Origin of the sequence: Cupriavidus sp. 30B13 (genome assembly GCF_049059565.2) — a bacterium.
Classification (GTDB): Bacteria; Pseudomonadota; Gammaproteobacteria; order Burkholderiales; family Burkholderiaceae; genus Cupriavidus.
Map to the genome: position 1 here is coordinate 1,243,186 of NZ_CP188223.1, position 17,255 is coordinate 1,260,440.

General features: G+C 68.5%; 15 protein-coding genes. 9 read left to right on the plus strand and 6 right to left on the minus strand.

All coding sequences use genetic code 11. From position 1 onward, the window contains the following. Nucleotides 1-66: 66 nt before the first annotated feature. Nucleotides 67-1,152 carry a PA0069 family radical SAM protein gene (locus tag ACKI2N_RS05795; protein ID WP_420992851.1) on the plus strand — a complete coding sequence of 362 codons (1,086 nt, stop codon included), beginning with the start codon at nucleotides 67-69 and terminating at the stop codon, nucleotides 1,150-1,152. A 33-nt stretch (nucleotides 1,153-1,185) separates the two neighbouring features. Here ACKI2N_RS05795 and ACKI2N_RS05800 read toward each other — a convergent pair whose 3' ends face one another. The 4 genes from ACKI2N_RS05800 to ACKI2N_RS05815 form a co-directional block, all read right to left on the minus strand. Then, nucleotides 1,186-3,408, minus strand: coding sequence for a copper-transporting P-type ATPase (locus ACKI2N_RS05800; protein ID WP_420992850.1), 2,223 nt, complete (start codon nucleotides 3,406-3,408; stop codon nucleotides 1,186-1,188). A 222-nt stretch (nucleotides 3,409-3,630) separates the two neighbouring features. Continuing rightward, the gene (locus tag ACKI2N_RS05805; RefSeq protein WP_420992849.1) at nucleotides 3,631-4,119 is read right to left on the minus strand and encodes an NINE protein; all 489 of its coding nucleotides are present in this window, start codon (nucleotides 4,117-4,119) and stop codon (nucleotides 3,631-3,633) included. Nucleotides 4,120-4,319: 200 nt separating this feature from the next. Further along, on the minus strand, nucleotides 4,320-4,727 hold the full coding sequence (locus tag ACKI2N_RS05810; RefSeq protein WP_420992848.1) for a hypothetical protein: 408 nt from the start codon (nucleotides 4,725-4,727) through the stop codon (nucleotides 4,320-4,322). 164 nt (nucleotides 4,728-4,891) lie between these two features. Next, nucleotides 4,892-6,028 (minus strand): PQQ-dependent sugar dehydrogenase, encoded by a 1,137-nt coding sequence (locus ACKI2N_RS05815; RefSeq protein WP_420992847.1) that lies wholly within the window; start codon nucleotides 6,026-6,028, stop codon nucleotides 4,892-4,894. 145 nt (nucleotides 6,029-6,173) lie between these two features. On the opposite strand from ACKI2N_RS05815, the gene rpsP reads away from it, so the two are divergent. The 5 genes from rpsP to ACKI2N_RS05840 all read left to right on the plus strand — a co-directional run bounded on the left by rpsP (nucleotide 6,174) and on the right by ACKI2N_RS05840 (nucleotide 9,344). Further along, nucleotides 6,174-6,428, plus strand: a complete 255-nt coding sequence (gene rpsP / locus ACKI2N_RS05820) for a 30S ribosomal protein S16 (RefSeq protein ID WP_020201010.1) — start codon at nucleotides 6,174-6,176, stop codon at nucleotides 6,426-6,428. Between the two features lie 178 nt (nucleotides 6,429-6,606). Then, the gene (gene rimM, locus ACKI2N_RS05825; protein ID WP_420992917.1) at nucleotides 6,607-7,191 is read left to right on the plus strand and encodes a ribosome maturation factor RimM; all 585 of its coding nucleotides are present in this window, start codon (nucleotides 6,607-6,609) and stop codon (nucleotides 7,189-7,191) included. A gap of 64 nt (nucleotides 7,192-7,255) precedes the next feature. Next, nucleotides 7,256-8,050, plus strand: a complete 795-nt coding sequence (trmD, locus tag ACKI2N_RS05830) for a tRNA (guanosine(37)-N1)-methyltransferase TrmD (RefSeq protein ID WP_420992846.1) — start codon at nucleotides 7,256-7,258, stop codon at nucleotides 8,048-8,050. Nucleotides 8,051-8,125: 75 nt separating this feature from the next. Continuing rightward, on the plus strand, nucleotides 8,126-8,521 hold the full coding sequence (rplS, locus tag ACKI2N_RS05835; RefSeq protein WP_420992845.1) for a 50S ribosomal protein L19: 396 nt from the start codon (nucleotides 8,126-8,128) through the stop codon (nucleotides 8,519-8,521). 142 nt (nucleotides 8,522-8,663) lie between these two features. Beyond that, nucleotides 8,664-9,344 (plus strand): CoA pyrophosphatase, encoded by a 681-nt coding sequence (locus ACKI2N_RS05840; protein ID WP_420992844.1) that lies wholly within the window; start codon nucleotides 8,664-8,666, stop codon nucleotides 9,342-9,344. Nucleotides 9,345-9,356: 12 nt separating this feature from the next. Here ACKI2N_RS05840 and ACKI2N_RS05845 read toward each other — a convergent pair whose 3' ends face one another. Further along, nucleotides 9,357-10,202 (minus strand): sulfurtransferase, encoded by an 846-nt coding sequence (locus tag ACKI2N_RS05845; protein ID WP_420992843.1) that lies wholly within the window; start codon nucleotides 10,200-10,202, stop codon nucleotides 9,357-9,359. Nucleotides 10,203-10,384: 182 nt separating this feature from the next. Here ACKI2N_RS05845 and dnaE point away from each other — a divergent pair, with 182 nt between their 5' ends. Beyond that, nucleotides 10,385-13,897: a DNA polymerase III subunit alpha gene (gene dnaE / locus ACKI2N_RS05850; RefSeq protein ID WP_420992842.1), complete on the plus strand. Its 3,513-nt coding sequence runs from the start codon at nucleotides 10,385-10,387 to the stop codon at nucleotides 13,895-13,897. 49 nt (nucleotides 13,898-13,946) lie between these two features. Continuing rightward, nucleotides 13,947-15,200, plus strand: a complete 1,254-nt coding sequence (locus ACKI2N_RS05855; RefSeq protein WP_420992841.1) for a glycosyltransferase — start codon at nucleotides 13,947-13,949, stop codon at nucleotides 15,198-15,200. On the opposite strand, the gene ACKI2N_RS05860 is transcribed toward ACKI2N_RS05855, so the two are convergent. Beyond that, a complete protein-coding gene (locus ACKI2N_RS05860; protein WP_420992840.1) occupies nucleotides 15,148-15,915 on the minus strand; it encodes a glycosyltransferase family 2 protein in 768 nt (255 codons plus the stop codon). The genes ACKI2N_RS05855 and ACKI2N_RS05860 overlap by 53 nt on opposite strands. Nucleotides 15,916-15,947: 32 nt before the next feature. Between ACKI2N_RS05860 and ACKI2N_RS05865 the strand changes: the two genes are divergently transcribed. Next, entirely contained in the window at nucleotides 15,948-17,180 is a 1,233-nt protein-coding gene (locus tag ACKI2N_RS05865; RefSeq protein ID WP_420992839.1) for an O-antigen ligase family protein, read from the plus strand. Nucleotides 17,181-17,255: the final 75 nt, after the last annotated feature.

Consider the following 17,255-nt stretch of genomic DNA (forward strand, 5'->3'; position numbering starts at 1 on the left):
ACCTGCAAGCCATACCTTGATACTGTATATTCATACAGTACATCGTAATGCCCAGCAGGAGTTGTCATGGCGTCACTCAAGACCAGTTTCCGGCGCGGCCGCGGGGCGCTTTCGAACGTCGAATCCCGCTTCGACGGCTGGTCGCGCGAGCCCGACGACGATGGTCTCGCGGCAGTCCTGGAAGCCCATGGAGAGCCGCCCCAGCCGAAGACCATCGTGGTCCTCGAAGAAGCGAAATCCATCATCACGCGGAACCAGTCGCCCGACATCCCGTTCGACCAGTCGATCAACGTCTACCGCGGCTGCGAGCATGGCTGCTCGTACTGCTTCGCGCGCCCGACGCACGCCTACCTGGGGCTGTCGCCCGGGCTGGACTTCGAGACGCAGCTGTTCGCCAAGCCGAATGCGGCCGAGCTGCTGCGGCGCGAGCTGGGGCGCAAGAGCTACGTGCCCTCGGTGATCGCGCTCGGCACCAATACCGATCCTTACCAGCCGATCGAACGGGAGCACGGGCTCACGCGCGCCATCCTCGAGGTGCTCGAGGAATTCAACCACCCGGTGGCCATCACCACCAAGTCGTCGCTGGTCACGCGCGACGCCGACATCCTCGCCCGCATGGCGGCGAAGGATCTGGCCCGGGTCTATATCTCGATCACCACGCTCGACGCGGATATTGCCCGGCGGCTCGAGCCGCGCGCCAATACGCCGGCCAAACGCATGGAGGGGGTGCGGCGCCTCGCCGGGCAGGGCATTCCCACCGGTGTCATGGTGGCGCCCGTCATTCCGGCGCTGACGGACTTCGACATCGAGCGCGTGCTGGAGGCGGCCGCCGAGGCCGGCGCCGGATCGGCCGGCTACGTCATGCTGCGCCTGCCGCTGGAGGTGCGCGACATCTTCGTGGAATGGCTGGAGCAGCATTACCCGGGGCGGCGCCGCCATGTCATGAGCCTGATCGAGCAGATCCGCGACGGCAAGCACAATCACTCGGAGTTCGGCCAGCGCATGCGCGGCACCGGCATCTTCGCCGAGCTGGTCGGCAAGCGCTTCGAGCAGGCCTGCCGCCGCTTCGGACTCAACCAGCAGCGGCGGCCGCTGCGGGCCGACCTGTTCCGCGTCCCGCCGAAGCCATCCGCGCAGCAATCGCTGTTCTGAGAGGCCGCGCGATGCCGCCGCCGCTGCGTTCCCTCACACCGCCGTGCGCCGCAGGCGCAGGGCGTTGGAGACCACCGACACCGAGCTCAGGCTCATGGCCAGCGCCGCGAACATCGGCGACAGCAGCAGTCCGGTCGCGCCGTACAGGGCGCCGGCCGCCAGCGGCACGCCCAGCGCGTTGTACACGAAGGCAAAGCCGAGGTTCTGCTTCATGTTGCGGATCGTCGCTTCGGACAGCTTCCTGGCGCGGGCGATGCCGCGCAGGTCGCCTTTCACCAGCGTGACCTGGGCGCTGTTCATCGCCACGTCCGTGCCGGTGCCCATGGCAATGCCGACGTCGGCCCGGGCCAGCGCCGGGGCGTCGTTGATGCCGTCCCCGGCCATGGCCACCACGCGGCCTTCCTGCTGGAACCGCGCGACCAGCGCCAGCTTGTCCGCCGGCTTGACCTCGCCGTGGTATTCGTCGATGCCCAGCCTGGCCGCCACGGCCCGGGCCGTGGCCACGCCGTCGCCGGTGGCCATCACCACGCGGATGCCTTGCGCCTTCAGGCTGCGCAGCGCTTCGGGCGTGGTCGCCTTGACCGGGTCCGACACCGCCAGCAGGCCTGCGAGCGTGCCGTCGACGGCGAGATACATGACGCTCGCGCCTTGCGCGCGCAGGCCGTCGCCGGCCTCGCCGAGGGCGGCGGTGGGAACGGCTTCGGTTTCCATCAGCGCGGTGTTGCCGAGGGCGAGTTTCCTGCCTTCCACGGTGCCGCGCACGCCGATGCCGGAACCCGATTCGAAATCCGCCGGCGTGGCCAGCCGCAGATCCTGCGCGCGGGCCGCCGCGACGATGGCGGCCGCCAGCGGATGCTCGCTGCCCTGGTCGAGGCTGGCCGCCAGGCGCAGCACTTCCTGGTCCGAAAATCCGTTGGCGCCGATGCTGCGCTCGAAGGTCGGCCGGCCTTCGGTGAGCGTCCCGGTCTTGTCCACGATCAGCGTATCGACCTTGCGCAGGTTCTCGATGGCCGAGGCATCGCGGAACAGCACGCCCGTGGACGCGCCCTTGCCGCTCGCGACCATGATGGACATGGGGGTCGCCAGCCCGAGCGCGCACGGGCAGGCGATGATGAGGACCGCGACGGCATTGATGAGGCCATACCCCCAGCTCGGCTGCGGGCCGAACAGCCCCCACGCCAGCAGCGTGAGCAGGGCGACGGCGATGACCGCGAGCACGAACACGCCGGCCACCTTGTCCGCCATCCGCTGCATCGGCGCCTTCGAGCGCTGCGCCTGGGCGACCATCTGCACGATCTGGGACAGCACCGTCCGGGAACCGACCTTCTCGGACTCGATGACCAGGCTGCCGGACGCGTTCATGGTGGCCCCGATCACATGGTCCCCGACGCGCTTGGTCACGGGGATCGGCTCCCCGGTGATCATCGACTCGTCGAGCGAACTGGTCCCCTCGGTCACCACGCCGTCGACCGGGACCTTCTCGCCCGGCCGCACGCGCAGGCGGTCGCCCACATGGACGTGGCCCAGTGGCACATCCTCTTCGCTGCCGTCGGCGTTGATGCGGCGCGCCGTCTTTGGCGCCAGGCCGAGCAGGGACCTGATCGCCGCCGAGGTCTGCGAGCGGGCCTTGAGCTCGAGCAGCTGGCCGACCAGGGTCAGCGAGATGATCACCGCGGCCGCCTCGAAATACACGCCGACGCGGCCGTGCGCGGCGAAGTCCTGCGGGAATAGTCCGGGCGCCACGGTGGCAATGACACTATAGATATAGGCCGCCCCGGTACCGAGGCCGATCAGCGTCCACATATTGGGGCTGCGCTGCACGAAGGACCGGACGCAGCGCGCCAGGAACGGGTATCCCGCCCACAGGACCACCGGCGTGGACAGGGCCAGTTCCACCCAGCTTTGCGCGCTGGCCTCCATCCAGCCGAACTGGTGGCCGGACATGGCCAGGATGAAGACCGCGGCGGTCAGCGGCAGGGTCCACCAGAAGCGCCGCTGGAAGTCGGCCAGTTCGGGGTTCTCCGCGTCTTCCGGCTCCGGCATGAGCGGTTCCAGCGTCATGCCGCATTTCGGGCAGTTGCCGGGATGGTCCTGCCGGATCTCCGGGTGCATGGGGCAGGTATAGATAGTGCCTTCCGGCGCCGGCGCGGATTCTGCGGCCGGCGCGCGGGCGTGCTGGTGGTCGTGCGGATTGCCGTGCCGGTGCACGTGGCCGTGCTGGTGTTTTTCGCTCTGCGGATGTTCGTGGCTGTCCATTCGGTGGCGCTCCTTTCGGTTCGGCCATGCTCGCGTCTGGTGCTGCGTCTATTGCTGCTGTTCGCTTCCGGCGTTCGCATCATAAGCGCCCCACGCGGCGGCTTGATGATGTGGCGCAAACCAGCGTCACGACGGTGCTGCTGCCGGAGCGCAGCCGATAGAGGCGAGGCGGGGCCGCGCTGTCCTGCGGACCGCGCTACGGGATGTGCCGGGCGGCCACGGTTACTGCGAGAGTGCCCGCGCCGCTTCGACCTGGGATTCGAAGAAGGTCTGGAAGCTGATGGCGAGGCCGGCCATCAACAGGCCGGTGCCGATCAGCAGCGACAGGATGACCAGGATCACGACCGGCCAGCCCGAGCGGGTGGGCTGGCCGTGCGGATTGAAGCGCGCGTCCCACTTCTCGTCGGGGCGCAGCCCGTACACGATGGCCGTGAGGAAGGCGGCGATCACGGAGGCGCCGCCGGCGACCGCGAAGGTCCAGTTCAGCGCCGGCGCGCCGGCCCCAGTCTGCATCGACGCCACGCCGATCGCGCCGGCCAGCGTGGCCAGCAGGTGAGCCCAGCCGAACTTGTCGCGCAGCCCGCCCAGGTAGAAGCGGTGCAGGCCGAGGCTGCCCAGCAGGAAGGCCAGCGCCACCGTGAGCAGCTTGGATTTGCCGGGGGTGGCGCGGGCGGTCTTGGTGGCGGCGGAGGCTGGAGTGGCGGCAGGCATCGGGCGGCGGCGAAGTGAGGGGCCGGCGAAACGTGCCGGCGGGGCAGTCACGCGCCAGCCATGCTGGCGCCGGCGCTCATTGTACGCCGGCGCGTGACGCGCACGACGCGGCACCGGCATGGCGCAGGCGCAGCCGCCGTGGCAAGCGCGGGGGCGGCACGAAGGTGCAAGGCAAGAAAGGGGAGGGGGAAAGTTGGCGGCTACCGGCCGCCGTCGCGCCCGCGGGCCTGCCAGCCCGGGCCGATGCCGGAATTGCGCTGTTCGCTGCGCACGGGGTCTGCCTGCGCGCTGCGCTCGGCCGGGCGACCGCGCTCGTCGTCGCGTTCCTGCGGGGGCAGGGGACGGCCGTTGAGGCGGTCGTCGGCGCGGGCGCGGGCTTCCATCCGTTCGATCTGGGCGCGTACGTGGTCCTGGCGCTCGGCGCGCACGCTGGCCATCTCCCAGCCGCCCTGGCCCGCCGGTGCGCGGGCATTGGCCATGCTCCGGCCTTCGGGCCGGCTATGTTGCCAGAACGCGACCTGTGCATGGCCGGCGCCGCTGAGGCCGAGAAGAAGGACGGCCAGCACGATGCCTGCCACCGGGTCGCGCAGGAGAATGCGGGGGAACATGCGGAATCCCAGTTTCCTGTCGCGCGGCGATGTTGTCGGAAGATGGAATCATGGTACGCACGCGCATCCGGCGCGCCTAGGCAAAAGCCGTTACCGGTGTAACGGATTGTTTCGTCCCCTTCTGCCAGGAAATATCACATTCGTGAAAGATTCCTGTGTTCACCTCATGGCGCATAGCGGATGCGGTAGACCGCGCCCGCGAGGTCGTCGCTGACCAGCAGCGAGCCGTCGGGCGCCACCTGCACGTCGACCGGCCGGCCCCAGGGTTTGCCGTCCTGCAGCCAGCCCTGCGCGAAGACCTCCTGGCGCACGGCCTGGCCACGCTCGTCGAGCACCACCCTGACCACGCGGTAGCCGATCGGCTGGGAGCGGTTCCAGCTGCCATGTTCGGCAATAAAGATATTGTTGCGATATTCGGCAGGAAATTGCGATCCGGTATAGAAGCGCATGCCCAGCGCGGCAACGTGGGCGCCGAGCTTTGCCGCCGGCGGCACGAATTCGGAGCAGGCGCGCTGCTTGCCGAATTCCGGGTCGGCGATGTCGCCGGCATGGCAGTACGGATAGCCGAAGTGCTGGCCCGCGCGGGTGAGGTGGTTGAGCTCGTCGTCCGGCACGTCGTCGCCGAGGTTGTCGCGGCCGTTGTCGGTAAACCAGAGCTGGCGCGTGCCGGGCTGCCAGTCGAAGCCGACCGTATTGCGCACGCCGCGCGCGACCACCTGCAGGTCGCTGCCGTCGGGCTTCATCTTCATGATGTTGGCGTAGCGGTTCTCGTCCGGCTTGCAGATGTTGCAGGGCGCGCCGACCGGTACGTAGAGGTAGCCGTCGGGTCCGAAGGCGATGAACTTCCAGCCGTGTTGCGCCTCGCCGGGAAAGCGGTCGCTTACCACGACGGGAGCGGGCGGATTGTCCAGGCGCGCCTCGATATCGTCGAGCCGCACGATGCGCGAGGTCGACGAGGCGTACAGCGCGCCGTTGCGGAAGGCCACGCCCACCGGCATGGTCAGCCCCGTGGCGACGGTGCGCACCTGCGGGCTGCCGGCGAGCGGGCCGCTGATCGCATACACCTTGCCTTCGCCGCGCGTGCCGATGAACAGGGTGCCGGCCGGCGACAGGGTCATGCCGCGCGCTTCCGGCACCGCCTGGCTCAGCACGTCGATGCGAAATCCAGGCGGCAGCCTGATCTGGTCGACAGGCAGGGCGTCGGCGGCCGCGGCGGCGGCCATGTGGCCAAGCCAGGCGCCGCTGGCAAGCACGCCCGCGAGCAGGGCGCGGCGGGCGCGAATGTGAAGGTAGGAACGCATGCGATGCTCTCCTGTGGGGGTTTTCGCCACGATGCCTGTGGTCGGGTGTCGCGTCAATCGCTCTAAGTGTTTGTTTGGGCTCGGGATTTGGGCTATACTCTTGCGTTTCGTGTTCGAACATCAAGTTTTCTGAGGAATCACACCCATGGTCGTAATCCGTCTGGCTCGCGGTGGCAGCAAGAAGCGCCCGTTCTTCAATATCGTTGCTGCTGACTCGCGCAACCGCCGCGATGGCCGTTTCATCGAGCGTATCGGTTTCTACAATCCCCTGGCCGGCGCCAGCGAAGAAGGCCTGCGCCTGGTGCAGGACCGCCTGACCTACTGGACCGGCGTTGGCGCGCAGATGTCGCCGACCGTGGCCCGCCTGGTCAAGCAGAACGCCGCCAAGGCCGCTGCCTGATTGCCGTGACGCGCGTTTCGCGACGCGTGGCAAACGACACGTGACCGAACGCAAGCAAGGCGCCCCGGCACGGCGGCCGCTCAATGTGCCGCTGGAGCCCACGGCCCGGCCGCAGTCCGCCGGCCACGCGGGCCAGAAGAAGCCGGGCCCGAAGCCGCAGGCCGGATCGCCGGCCGCGCTGGCCGCACTGGCGTACACCGCCGACGAGTTGCCGGACGACCTGGTCGAAGTCGGCTACATCGGTGCGGCCTATGGCATCCGGGGCTGGCTCAAGATCCAGCCGCACGCCGACGACGCGAGCGCGCTGCTGCACGCGCGCCGCTGGTGGCTGCTCAAGCCGCCGGCAGGCATGCCGGGCGCGGCGGGCGCGGAGCGGTCGGAGGCCTTGTGCGTGAAGATCGCGCAGTCCCGCGAGCATAGCGGCACCGTGGTGGCGCAGGCGGTCGGCGTGACCGACCGCAGCCACTCCGAAGCGCTCAAGGGCCGTCGTGTATGGATCCGCCGCGAGGATTTCCCCGCGCCGGACGAAAACGAGTTTTACTGGGTCGATCTGATCGGCTGCGCCGTGTCCAACGAACAGGGCGAGCTGCTGGGCGAAGTGTCCGGCCTGATCGACAACGGGGCTCACCAGATCCTGCAGGTGGCGCATGCCTTGCCCGACGGCAAGACCGGCGAGCGCCTGATCCCGTTTGTCGATGCCTTCCTGCGCTCGGTCGATATCAAGGCCAGGCAGGTGGTGGTCGACTGGGGGCTGGATTACTGAGTTGCCGGGCGCCTGGCGACAGGTGCCGGGCCGGGGTCCGGAGGGCAAGCCAAGGGAGAGGCGGATGCAGTTCGATGTGATCACGCTGTTTCCCGAGATGTTCCGCGCGCTGACCGACTGGGGCATCACCAGCCGGGCGGCGAAGCAGCAGCGCTATGCGCTGCGCACCTGGAATCCGCGCGATTTCACCACCGACAACTACCGTACCATCGACGATCGCCCATATGGCGGCGGCCCTGGCATGGTGATGCTGGCCAAGCCGCTCGAGGACGCCATCGATGCGGCTTGCGCGGCCCAGCGGGGCGCGCAGGCGGACGCGGTCAAGGTCGAGCCGCATGTGGTGCTGATGTCGCCGCAGGGCGCGCCGCTGACGCATGCGAAGGTGATGTCGCTGGCGCAGCGCCCCGGGCTGGTGCTGCTGTGCGGGCGCTACGAGGCCATCGACCAGCGCCTGATCGAGCGGCGCGTGGACGAGGAAATCAGCCTCGGCGATTTCGTGCTGTCCGGCGGCGAGCTGCCGGCGATGGCCGTGATCGACGCGGTGGTCAGGCATCTGCCCGGCGTGCTGGGCGATGCGCAGTCGGCGGTGCAGGACAGCTTCGTCAACGGCCTGCTGGATTGTCCGCATTACACGCGGCCGGAAGAATACGAAGGCGTGCGGGTGCCCGAGATACTGCTCGGGGGCCATCATGCCGAGATCGAGAAGTGGCGGCGCCAGCAGGCGCTCGCCAATACTGCGCGCAAGCGCCCCGACCTGATCGAGGCAGCCCGCAGCGAAGGTTTGCTCAGCCGTGCCGACGAGAAATTCCTGTCGGCGTGGCTGGCGAATGAAGGGCGGGAGTTCGCTCCCGTCAAGTGAAACCCCATCCTCTGCCGGGGCCCGGGCAACGCCCGGGGCATTCAACGCTGGCATGATGGACAAGGAGAAGAAACGATGAACCTCATCGAACTGATCGAGAAAGACGAAATCGCGCGCCTGACCGCGAACAAGACCATCCCCGCATTCGCACCCGGCGACACCGTGATCGTCAGCGTGAACGTGGTGGAAGGTAACCGCAAGCGCGTGCAGGCCTACGAAGGCGTCGTGATTGCCAAGCGCAACCGCGGCCTGAACTCGTCCTTCATCGTGCGCAAGATTTCCTCGGGCGAAGGCGTGGAACGTACGTTCCAGCTGTACTCGCCGCTGATCGCCGGTATCGAAGTGAAGCGCCGCGGCGACGTCCGCCGCGCCAAGCTGTACTACCTGCGTGAGCGTTCGGGCAAGTCCGCGCGTATCAAGGAAAAGCTGGCATTCAAGGCCGCGCCTGCCAAGGCAGCCGCAGCCGAGTAAGCCGGTTGCCGTGGCCGGTCCGCCGGCCATGGCTGCGCAAAAAGGGCACCTCCGGGTGCCCTTTTTGCATCATGGCGCGCACTCTTGCTGCTGCGACGCGCAAAGACGGCTTTGTCCGGCATCTGTCATACTTCATGCCGATATGCGTCCCGCCTTCGATCCCGAATCCCTTCCCGTCGTTTCCACCGATACCAGCCATCCGGCGCTGCCCGACGTGCGCCTGCAGCCGGACTTTGTCCGCCACCGGCTCAAGTCGCCGCCGGCATGGGCGCCCGAGCTGACCGACGAATCGCGCGTCTATGACCGCAGCAAGGCGCTGCGCGACGCCGCGGTGCTGGTGCCGCTGGTGGAGCGGAAGGACGGCCTGACGGTGCTGCTGACGCAACGCAACGCCAACCTGAGCGCGCATGCGGGGCAGATCAGCTTTCCGGGCGGGCGCCATGAGCCGTCGGACGTCGATCGCGTGGACACCGCGCTGCGCGAGACGGAAGAAGAAGTGGGGCTGGTGCGGGACTACGTGGAGGTGCTGGGCGCGCTGCCCGACTACATCACGGGCACCGGCTTTCATGTCAGCCCCGTGGTTGGGCTGGTCCGCAGCGGCTTTACCTTGCGCCCCGACGCGCGCGAGGTGGCCGATGTGTTCGAGGTGCCGCTGGGCTTCCTGATGGATCCGTCCCACCACCAGCGGCGCCTGTTCCGCTGGGTGGACGGCGAGCGGCTCTTCTACGCCATGCCGTTCCCGCGCGAGGGCGGCGGCTACCGCTTCATCTGGGGCGCCACCGCCGGTATGCTGCGCAACCTCTATCACCTGCTGGCGGCCTGAAGCCGCCGGCGTTCAGGCCGCCGCCTGCCGCTGCGCGGCGCAGTGGGGGCAGCTCTTGCCCACCACGTAGTGCGGGCTCTGCTGCTCCTCGGCGGTGACCACGGCGCGGCAGGCGAAGCACTGCTTGGGGCCTGCCGGCTCCAGCCTGGGATTCAGCGCGGTGCGGTAGTCGAACACGAAGCAGTCGCCTTCGTAGTGGCTGCCGCCCACTTCCTCGAAGTACTTCAGGATGCCGCCCTCGAGCTGGTAGACGTGCTCGACGCCGGCTTCCTGCATGTGGATGGCCGCCTTCTCGCAGCGGATGCCGCCGGTGCAGAACGACACCACGGTCTTGCCTTCGAATTCCGCCTTGTGCGCGGCGATGGCGGGCGGGAAATCGCTGAACTTGGCGATGTCGTAGTCCACCGCCTGCGCGAAGGTGCCGACCGCCACCTCGAAATCGTTGCGGGTGTCGAGCATCACCACCGGGCGGCCGGCATCGTCGTGGCCCTGGTCGAGCCAGCGCTTCAGGTCCGCCGGCCGCACCGCCGGCGCGCGCCCGGCCTCGGGGCGGATCAGCGGCATCTTCATGGTGATGATTTCCTTCTTTTCGCGCACCAGCATGCGCTTGAAGGGCTGGGTCTCCGACAGGCTTTCCTTGGGCGCGATGTCGGCGAAGCGCGGGTCGGCGTGCAGCCAGCCCATGAAGCCGTCGATGGCGCCGCGGCTGCCCGCCAGGAACATGTTGATGCCTTCCGGCGCGAGCAGGATGGTGCCCTTGAGGCCGAGGGCCTCGCAGCGCGCGCGCATTTCCGGGCGCAGGGCCGGGATATCGTCCAGGGTGACGAATTTGTAAGCGGAGATGTTTACGATCTGCATAGATGAGGCGCGCCCGGCCCGCGCCTGGTGACCGCGCGGTAACTGCCTGATTGGAAAGGCGAAATTATAGCGCTTCAAAGGCCGCGCGCCGGCCTTGTCCGAGCGCCCCGCTCAGGCTTGCGCGCGCGGCGCGCGTGCAAAGAACGCAGGCGCCGGCATGCCGAGCCGGTACAATCACGCCCATGTCTGCACCTCGCTTCGTTCATCTCCGCCTCCATTCCGAATACTCCGTCGTCGACGGGATCGTGCGCCTCGACGACGCCGTCAAGGCCGCCGCGGCCGACGGCATGGGCGCGCTCGCCCTGACCGACCTGGCCAACGCCTTCGGCCTGATCCGCTTCTACAAGGAAGCGCGCGGCGGCGGCGTCAAGCCGGTGGTCGGCGCGGACGTCTGGCTCACCAACGCCGAAGACCGCGACAAGCCCGCGCGCCTGCTGCTGCTGGTGCAGGACCGGCGCGGCTACCTCAACCTGTGCATGCTGCTGTCGCGCGCGTGGCTGTCCAACCAGCACCGCGGCCGCGCCGAGATCGAGCCGGGCTGGTTCGACGAGCCCGGCGAGGAAGGCCTGCCGCTGGCCACTGGCCTGATCGCGCTGTCCGGCGCCATGGGCGGCGACATCGGCATGGCGCTGGCCAACGGCAACGACGCCGCGGCCGAGCGTGCCGCCGCGCACTGGGCCCGGGTGTTCCCGCAGCGCTTCTACATCGAGCTGCAGCGCGCCGGCCATCCGGGCACCGACGCCTACGTGCAGCAGGCCGTGCAGCTGGCCGCCAGGCTGCGCCTGCCGGTGGTGGCGACGCATCCGGTGCAGTTCATGACCGCCGACGACTTCACCGCGCACGAAGCCCGCACCTGCATCGCCGAAGGCGAGCTGCTGGCCAACCCGCGGCGCACGCGGCGCTTCACCACCGACCAGTATTTCAAGACGCAGGACGAGATGTGCGCGCTGTTCGCCGACATCCCCTCCGCGCTGGAAAACGCGGTGCAGATCGCGCGCCGCTGCAACCTCACGCTGGAGCTCGGCAAGCCGCGCCTGCCGCTGTTCCCCACGCCGGACGGCATGTCGCTCGACGACTACCTCGTCCACCTGGCCAAGGAAGGCCTGGAAAAGCGCATGGCCGTGCTGTTCCCCGACGAGGCCGAGCGCGAGGCCAAACGGCCCGAATACTACGCGCGGCTGGAATTCGAGACCGGCACCATCATCAAGATGGGCTTCCCCGGCTACTTCCTGATCGTGGCGGACTTCATCAACTGGGCCAAGAACAACGGCGTGCCGGTGGGCCCGGGGCGGGGCTCCGGCGCCGGCTCGCTGGTGGCCTACGCGCTCGGCATCACCGACCTGGACCCGCTCAAGTACGCGCTGCTGTTCGAGCGTTTCCTGAACCCGGAACGGGTCTCGATGCCCGACTTCGACATCGACTTCTGCCAGCACGGGCGTGACCGCGTGATCACCTACGTGAAGGAAAAGTACGGCAAGGACGCGGTCTCGCAGATCGCCACCTTCGGCACCATGGCGGCCAAGGCCGCGGTGCGCGACGTGGGGCGCGTGCTCGACCTCGGCTACGGCTTCGTCGACAGCATCGCCAAGCTGATCCCGTTCAAGCCCGGCAAGCTGGTCACCATCGAGGAAGCCAAGAAAGAAGAGCCGCTGCTGACCGAGCGCGAGAACAACGAGGAAGAAGTGCGCCAGCTGCTGGAGCTGGCCCAGCGCGTGGAAGGCATGACCCGCAACGTCGGCATGCACGCCGGCGGCGTGCTGATCGCGCCCGGCAAGCTCACCGATTTCTGCCCGCTCTATACCCAGGGCGGCCAGAACGACGGCATGAGCGGCGTGGTCAGCCAGTACGACAAGGACGACGTGGAGGCCGCCGGCCTGGTCAAGTTCGACTTTCTGGGCCTGACCACGCTGACCATCCTCGACTGGGCCGAGCGCTACATCCGCCGGCTCGACCCGTCCAAGGCGGACTGGAACTGCAGCCACATCCCGCTCGACGACGTAGCGGCCTTCGACATCCTCAAGACCGCCAACACGGTGGCCGTGTTCCAGCTGGAAAGCCGCGGCATGCAGGGCATGCTGAAAGACGCCAAGCCCGACCGCTTCGAGGACATCATCGCGCTGGTGGCGCTCTACCGCCCGGGCCCGATGGACCTGATCCCCAGCTTCTGCGCGCGCAAGCATGGCCGCGAGAAGGTGGAGTACCCGGACCCGCGCGTCGAGCCGGTGCTCAAGGAGACCTACGGCATCATGGTCTACCAGGAGCAGGTGATGCAGATGGCGCAGATCATCGGCGGCTACTCGCTCGGCGGCGCCGACTTGCTGCGCCGCGCCATGGGCAAGAAGAAGGCCGAGGAAATGGCCCAGCACCGCGAGCTGTTCCGCGCGGGCGCGGCCAAGAACGGCCTGAGCGCCGAGAAGGCCGACGACACCTTCGACCTGATGGAGAAGTTCGCCGGCTACGGCTTCAACAAGTCGCACGCGGCCGCCTATGCGCTGCTGGCCTACTACACGGCCTGGCTCAAGGCGCATCACCCGGCCGAATTCATGGCAGCCAATATGTCGCTGGCCATGGACGACACCGACAAGGTCAAGATCCTCTACGAGGACTGCAAGCTCAATGGCCTGAAGGTGCTGCCGCCCGACGTCAACGCCAGCGAATACCGCTTCGCGCCGACCGACGCCAGGACCATCCGCTACGGCCTCGGCGGCATCAAGGGCTCCGGCCAGGGCGCCATCGAGGACATCCTGCGCGCGCGCGAGGAAAAGCCGTTCGTCGATTTGTTCGATTTCTGCGAGCGGGTCGACCGCCGCCAGGTCAACCGCCGCACCATCGAGGCGCTGATCCGCGCCGGCGCCTTCGACAGCCTCAACGACAACCGCGGCCAGCTGCTGGCCTCGGTGTCGCGCGCGATGGAAGCCGCCGAGCAGAAGGCCGAGTCGGCCAACCAGGTCTCGCTGTTCGACCTGATGGCCGACGCCGGCGAATCGCACCGCCCCGAGCTGGTCGACGAGCCGCGCTGGCCGGCCAAGCGCACGCTGCAGGAAGAGAAGCAGGCGCTCGGCTACTACTTCTCGGGCCACCTGTTCGACGCCTACCGCGAGGAGGTCGGGCGCTTCCTCAAGGGCACGCTGGCCGGGCTCGAGAAGGAAGTGCAGGGCAACGGCGGCGGCTACGGGCGCGACGTGCGCGGCAAGGTGATCGCCGGCGTCATCACCGGCATGCGCACGCAGATGACGCAGCGCGGCAAGATGCTGATCGTGATGCTCGACGACGGCACCGGACAGGTCGAGATGACCGTGTTCAACGAGCTGTTCGACGCCAACCGCCACATGTTCCGCGAGGACGAGCTGGTGATCGTGCAGGGCAACGCGCGCCACGATACCTTCACCGGCGGCGTGCGCTTCACCGCCGAATCGGTGATGGACCTGGTGGCCGCGCGCGCCAGGTATGCCGAGGCCGTGGGGCTGGCCCTCAACGGCAACGCTTCCACGGAACTGCTGCGCGAACTGCTGACGCCGTATCTCGCCAACGTGGCCAACACGCCGGGCCTGCCGGTGCGCGTCAGCTATGCCACCAGCGGCGCGCGCTGCGAGGCCGAGCTCGGCCGGCAGTGGCTGGTCACGCCGTCGGACGACGCGCTGGCGAGCTTCCGCGCCGCGCTGTCCGGCGAGAACGTGCGCATGCTGTACGGCTGATCCGCCGTTGCCGGCAGCCCGTCATCCCCTGGATCCACCACGCCCCCGCATGGCCAAGCAACGCATCCTCTTTCACCTGACCCACTTCCTGCGCGGTGGCATCGAGACCTCGCTGGTTTCGCTGCTGGCCTCGCTCGACCGGGAGCGCTTCGAGCTCGGCCTGACGCTGACCTATCCGACCGAGGCGCTGGAGACGCATTTCCGCGCCATGCTGCCGCCCGACGTGAAGATCCACATCCTGGCGCCGGAGCGCTGGCTGTCGCATTTCCGGCAGAAGAAGAAGGCCGGCAAGCTCGGCCCGCTGGGCAAGATCTACGAGGAAGTGCTGCTGCCGCCGGTGCGCAAGCCGCTGGTCAACCGGCGCTTCCGCGCGATCGCGCGCGGCTACGACCTGGCCATCGACTACGACATGTCGCTGTCGCGGCTGACCGGCCGCCTGCCGATACCGATGATCGGCTACCAGCACTTCAGCGTGGCGCACCTGGAGCGCGAGAACCCGCGCAAGCTGCGCAAACTGCGGCGCCAGTGCCGCGAGCACTATGACCGCATCGTGGTGCTCAACGACAGCATGCTGGCCGACGCGCGCGCGCTGATTCCCGAGGCCGCGGCCAAGTTCGTGCGCCTGTACAACGCCACCGACCTGGACCGCATCCGCGCGCTCGGCAACGCGCCGTTCACGCCGCCGGCCCATCCCTACATCGTTTCCGTGGGGCGCCTGGAGGAAAGCCAGAAGGATTTCACCACGCTGCTGCACGCCTACGCCGCGCTGGTGCGCGGCACCGGGCTGTGCGAACGGCTGGTGCTGGTGGGCGACGGCGCGTCGCGCGCGCGGCTGGAGGCGCTGGCGCGCGAGCTGGGCGTCAGCGAACGGGTGACCTTCGCCGGCTTCCAGGCCAATCCCTATGCGTGGATCCGCCACGCGCGGCTGATGGCGTTCAGCTCGAAGATGGAGGGGCTGCCCAATGTGCTGCTCGAAGGCATGGCGCTGGGCCAGCTGGTGGTGAGCACCGACTGCCCGGTGGGGCCGCGCGAGATCCTGGCCGACGGCCAGGCCGGGCTGCTCACGCCGGTCGGCGACGTGCACGCGCTGGCCGAGGCGATCCGGCGCGGGCTGGAAGACGCGCCGCTGCGCGCGCGGCTGCTGGCCTTTGCCGCGCGCCATATCGAGCAGATGGGGTTCGGCCCGACCTCGGCCGCCTTCGCGGCCTGCGTGGACGACCTGCTGGGCACGCCGCCGGCGGCGGCCGGGCTCAGCGCTGCGGCTCCTGCGGCTGCGTCTTCTGCCGCAGGTACCACAGCTTGATGTATTTGTAATAGCTGGCCTGGCCGTTCATCAGCGCCACGCCCAGGCCCTGCGCGCCGTCCAGGAAGGCGCGCCGCATCAGGTAGGTGCGCAGGAAGGCCCAGGCGCCATGCAGCACGGCGCCGGCGGGCGAGGCCGACTTGCCGCGCGCGAAGCCCTGCTGGGCGCCCAGCGTGGAGTACTGGTCGACCTTGCGCAGCACCTGCGAGAAGTCGTCGTAGGTGTAGTGCAGCAGCGGCGAAGCCAGCTTGCCGACCGGGCCGTCGGCGACCACGCGCTCGTGCACGAGGTCGTCGGTAAAGCGTGCATGGCCGCGCCTGAACAGCCGTGTGACGTAGTCGGGATACCAGCCGCCGTGGCGGATGAAGCGGCCGCAGAAGCGCGACAGGCGCGGCATCTCGTAGGCGTCGGCCTGGCCGGACGCGACCGCCGCCAGGATCTCGTCGCGCAACTCGGGGGTGACGCGCTCGTCGGCGTCGAGGGATAGCACCCAGTCGGTGTCGGCCTTGGAGACGGCGAGGTTTTTCTGGGCGCCGAAGCCCGGCCAGTGCTCGGTTTCGAAGACCTCGGCGCCGAGGCTGCGGGCCAGTTCCACGGTGCCGTCCCGGCTACCCGAATCCACTATAATCGCGCGGTCGCACCAGGACACGCTTTCCAGGCAGGCCCGGATGTTGTGTGCCTCGTTTTTCGTAATCAGTACGACTGAGATTTTCATAGGGTTTGTCTATGGTGTTTCGTGCAGGGAAAGTGACTTCCATCGCCAATGCGCTGGTCCTGGCATTCCCGATCCTGCTGCTCTGCGTGCCCAAGGGCGCAGGCATCTTTCTCGCCGGCATCCTGGTGCTGGCGTTGCTGGCCCACCGGGGCATGGGGAGCACGTGGACGCAGTATCGCGCCACGCTCTATCCGCTTGGGCTCGCTATTCTAGCCGCCGTGCTCGTGTTCATGGCGTCGAAGCTCTATTTCGGCGTGCCCTGGAACGTGATGGACAATCCGTCCCGGATCCTGCTGCTGCTGCTGACCTGCCTGGTCGTGCTGAGGACCGCGCCCGATCCGCAGCGCATCTGGGGCGGGATCACCGTGGCGCTGGCCGTCAGTCTTGCGGCGGTGCTGTTCCAGCGCTGGGTTCTCAACGATCCGCGGCCTTCCGCGTGGACGCAGGCCATCGCCTTCGGCAACATGGTTGCCGCGCTGGGGCTGATCGGCTTCGTGCATCCGGGCGAAAGCCGCAGGGCGCACCTGATCGCGTGGGCCAACCTGGCGCTGGCGGCAGCGGTGCTGATCGTCAACGGCACGCGCGGCGCCTGGCTGGCGCTGGCCGTCACGATGCTGCCATTGCTGTTCGTGCGCTACCCCAGCATGAAGCCCGGCAAGTTCATCGGCGCGGTGTCGCTCATCGTCGCGCTGGCCGCCGGACTCTATCTGGTGCCGGATAGCCCGGTCGCCCAACGGGTGGACCTGGTGCGCGGACAGTTGGAGCAGTTCCAGGAAGGCAACACGGAAACGTCGGTCGGCGCGCGCCTGAAGACCTGGCAACTGGCGCTGGACTCGATCCGCCTGCATCCGTGGCTGGGCGTCGGCATTGGCCAGTTCGCGCGTATTCCCCGCGCCTCGGCCTTCTGCCAGCAGCACGGCGGGTCCGATGTCTGCATCCTCCAGCATGCCCACAACGACGTGCTCGAGGCCGCCGCAACCACCGGCATGCCGGGCCTGCTGGCACTGCTGGGCCTGTTCCTGGTGCCCGGCGTCCTGTTCTGGCGGCTGTTGCGCGCCTGTTGCCGCTCGGGCAACCGCATCGGCGTCTGCCTGAGCGCCGGCGGCCTCGGCGTGGTGCTGGCCAGCCTGATCTGCGGGCTGACGCAGGTGACCATGGCGCACCAGGCCAATATCGTTTTCTACGCCAGCGTCATCGGGCTGCTGCTCGGCCTGGCCGCGATGCAAACAAAATATCCCCGCGCCGACGGGGCGGAGAAGCTGTGAACGTTCGAGAACAACACGCCCTGCACGGCCGCGAGGCCGACACCCTGAAGCGCGTCTGGGCCTATCTGCGCCCGG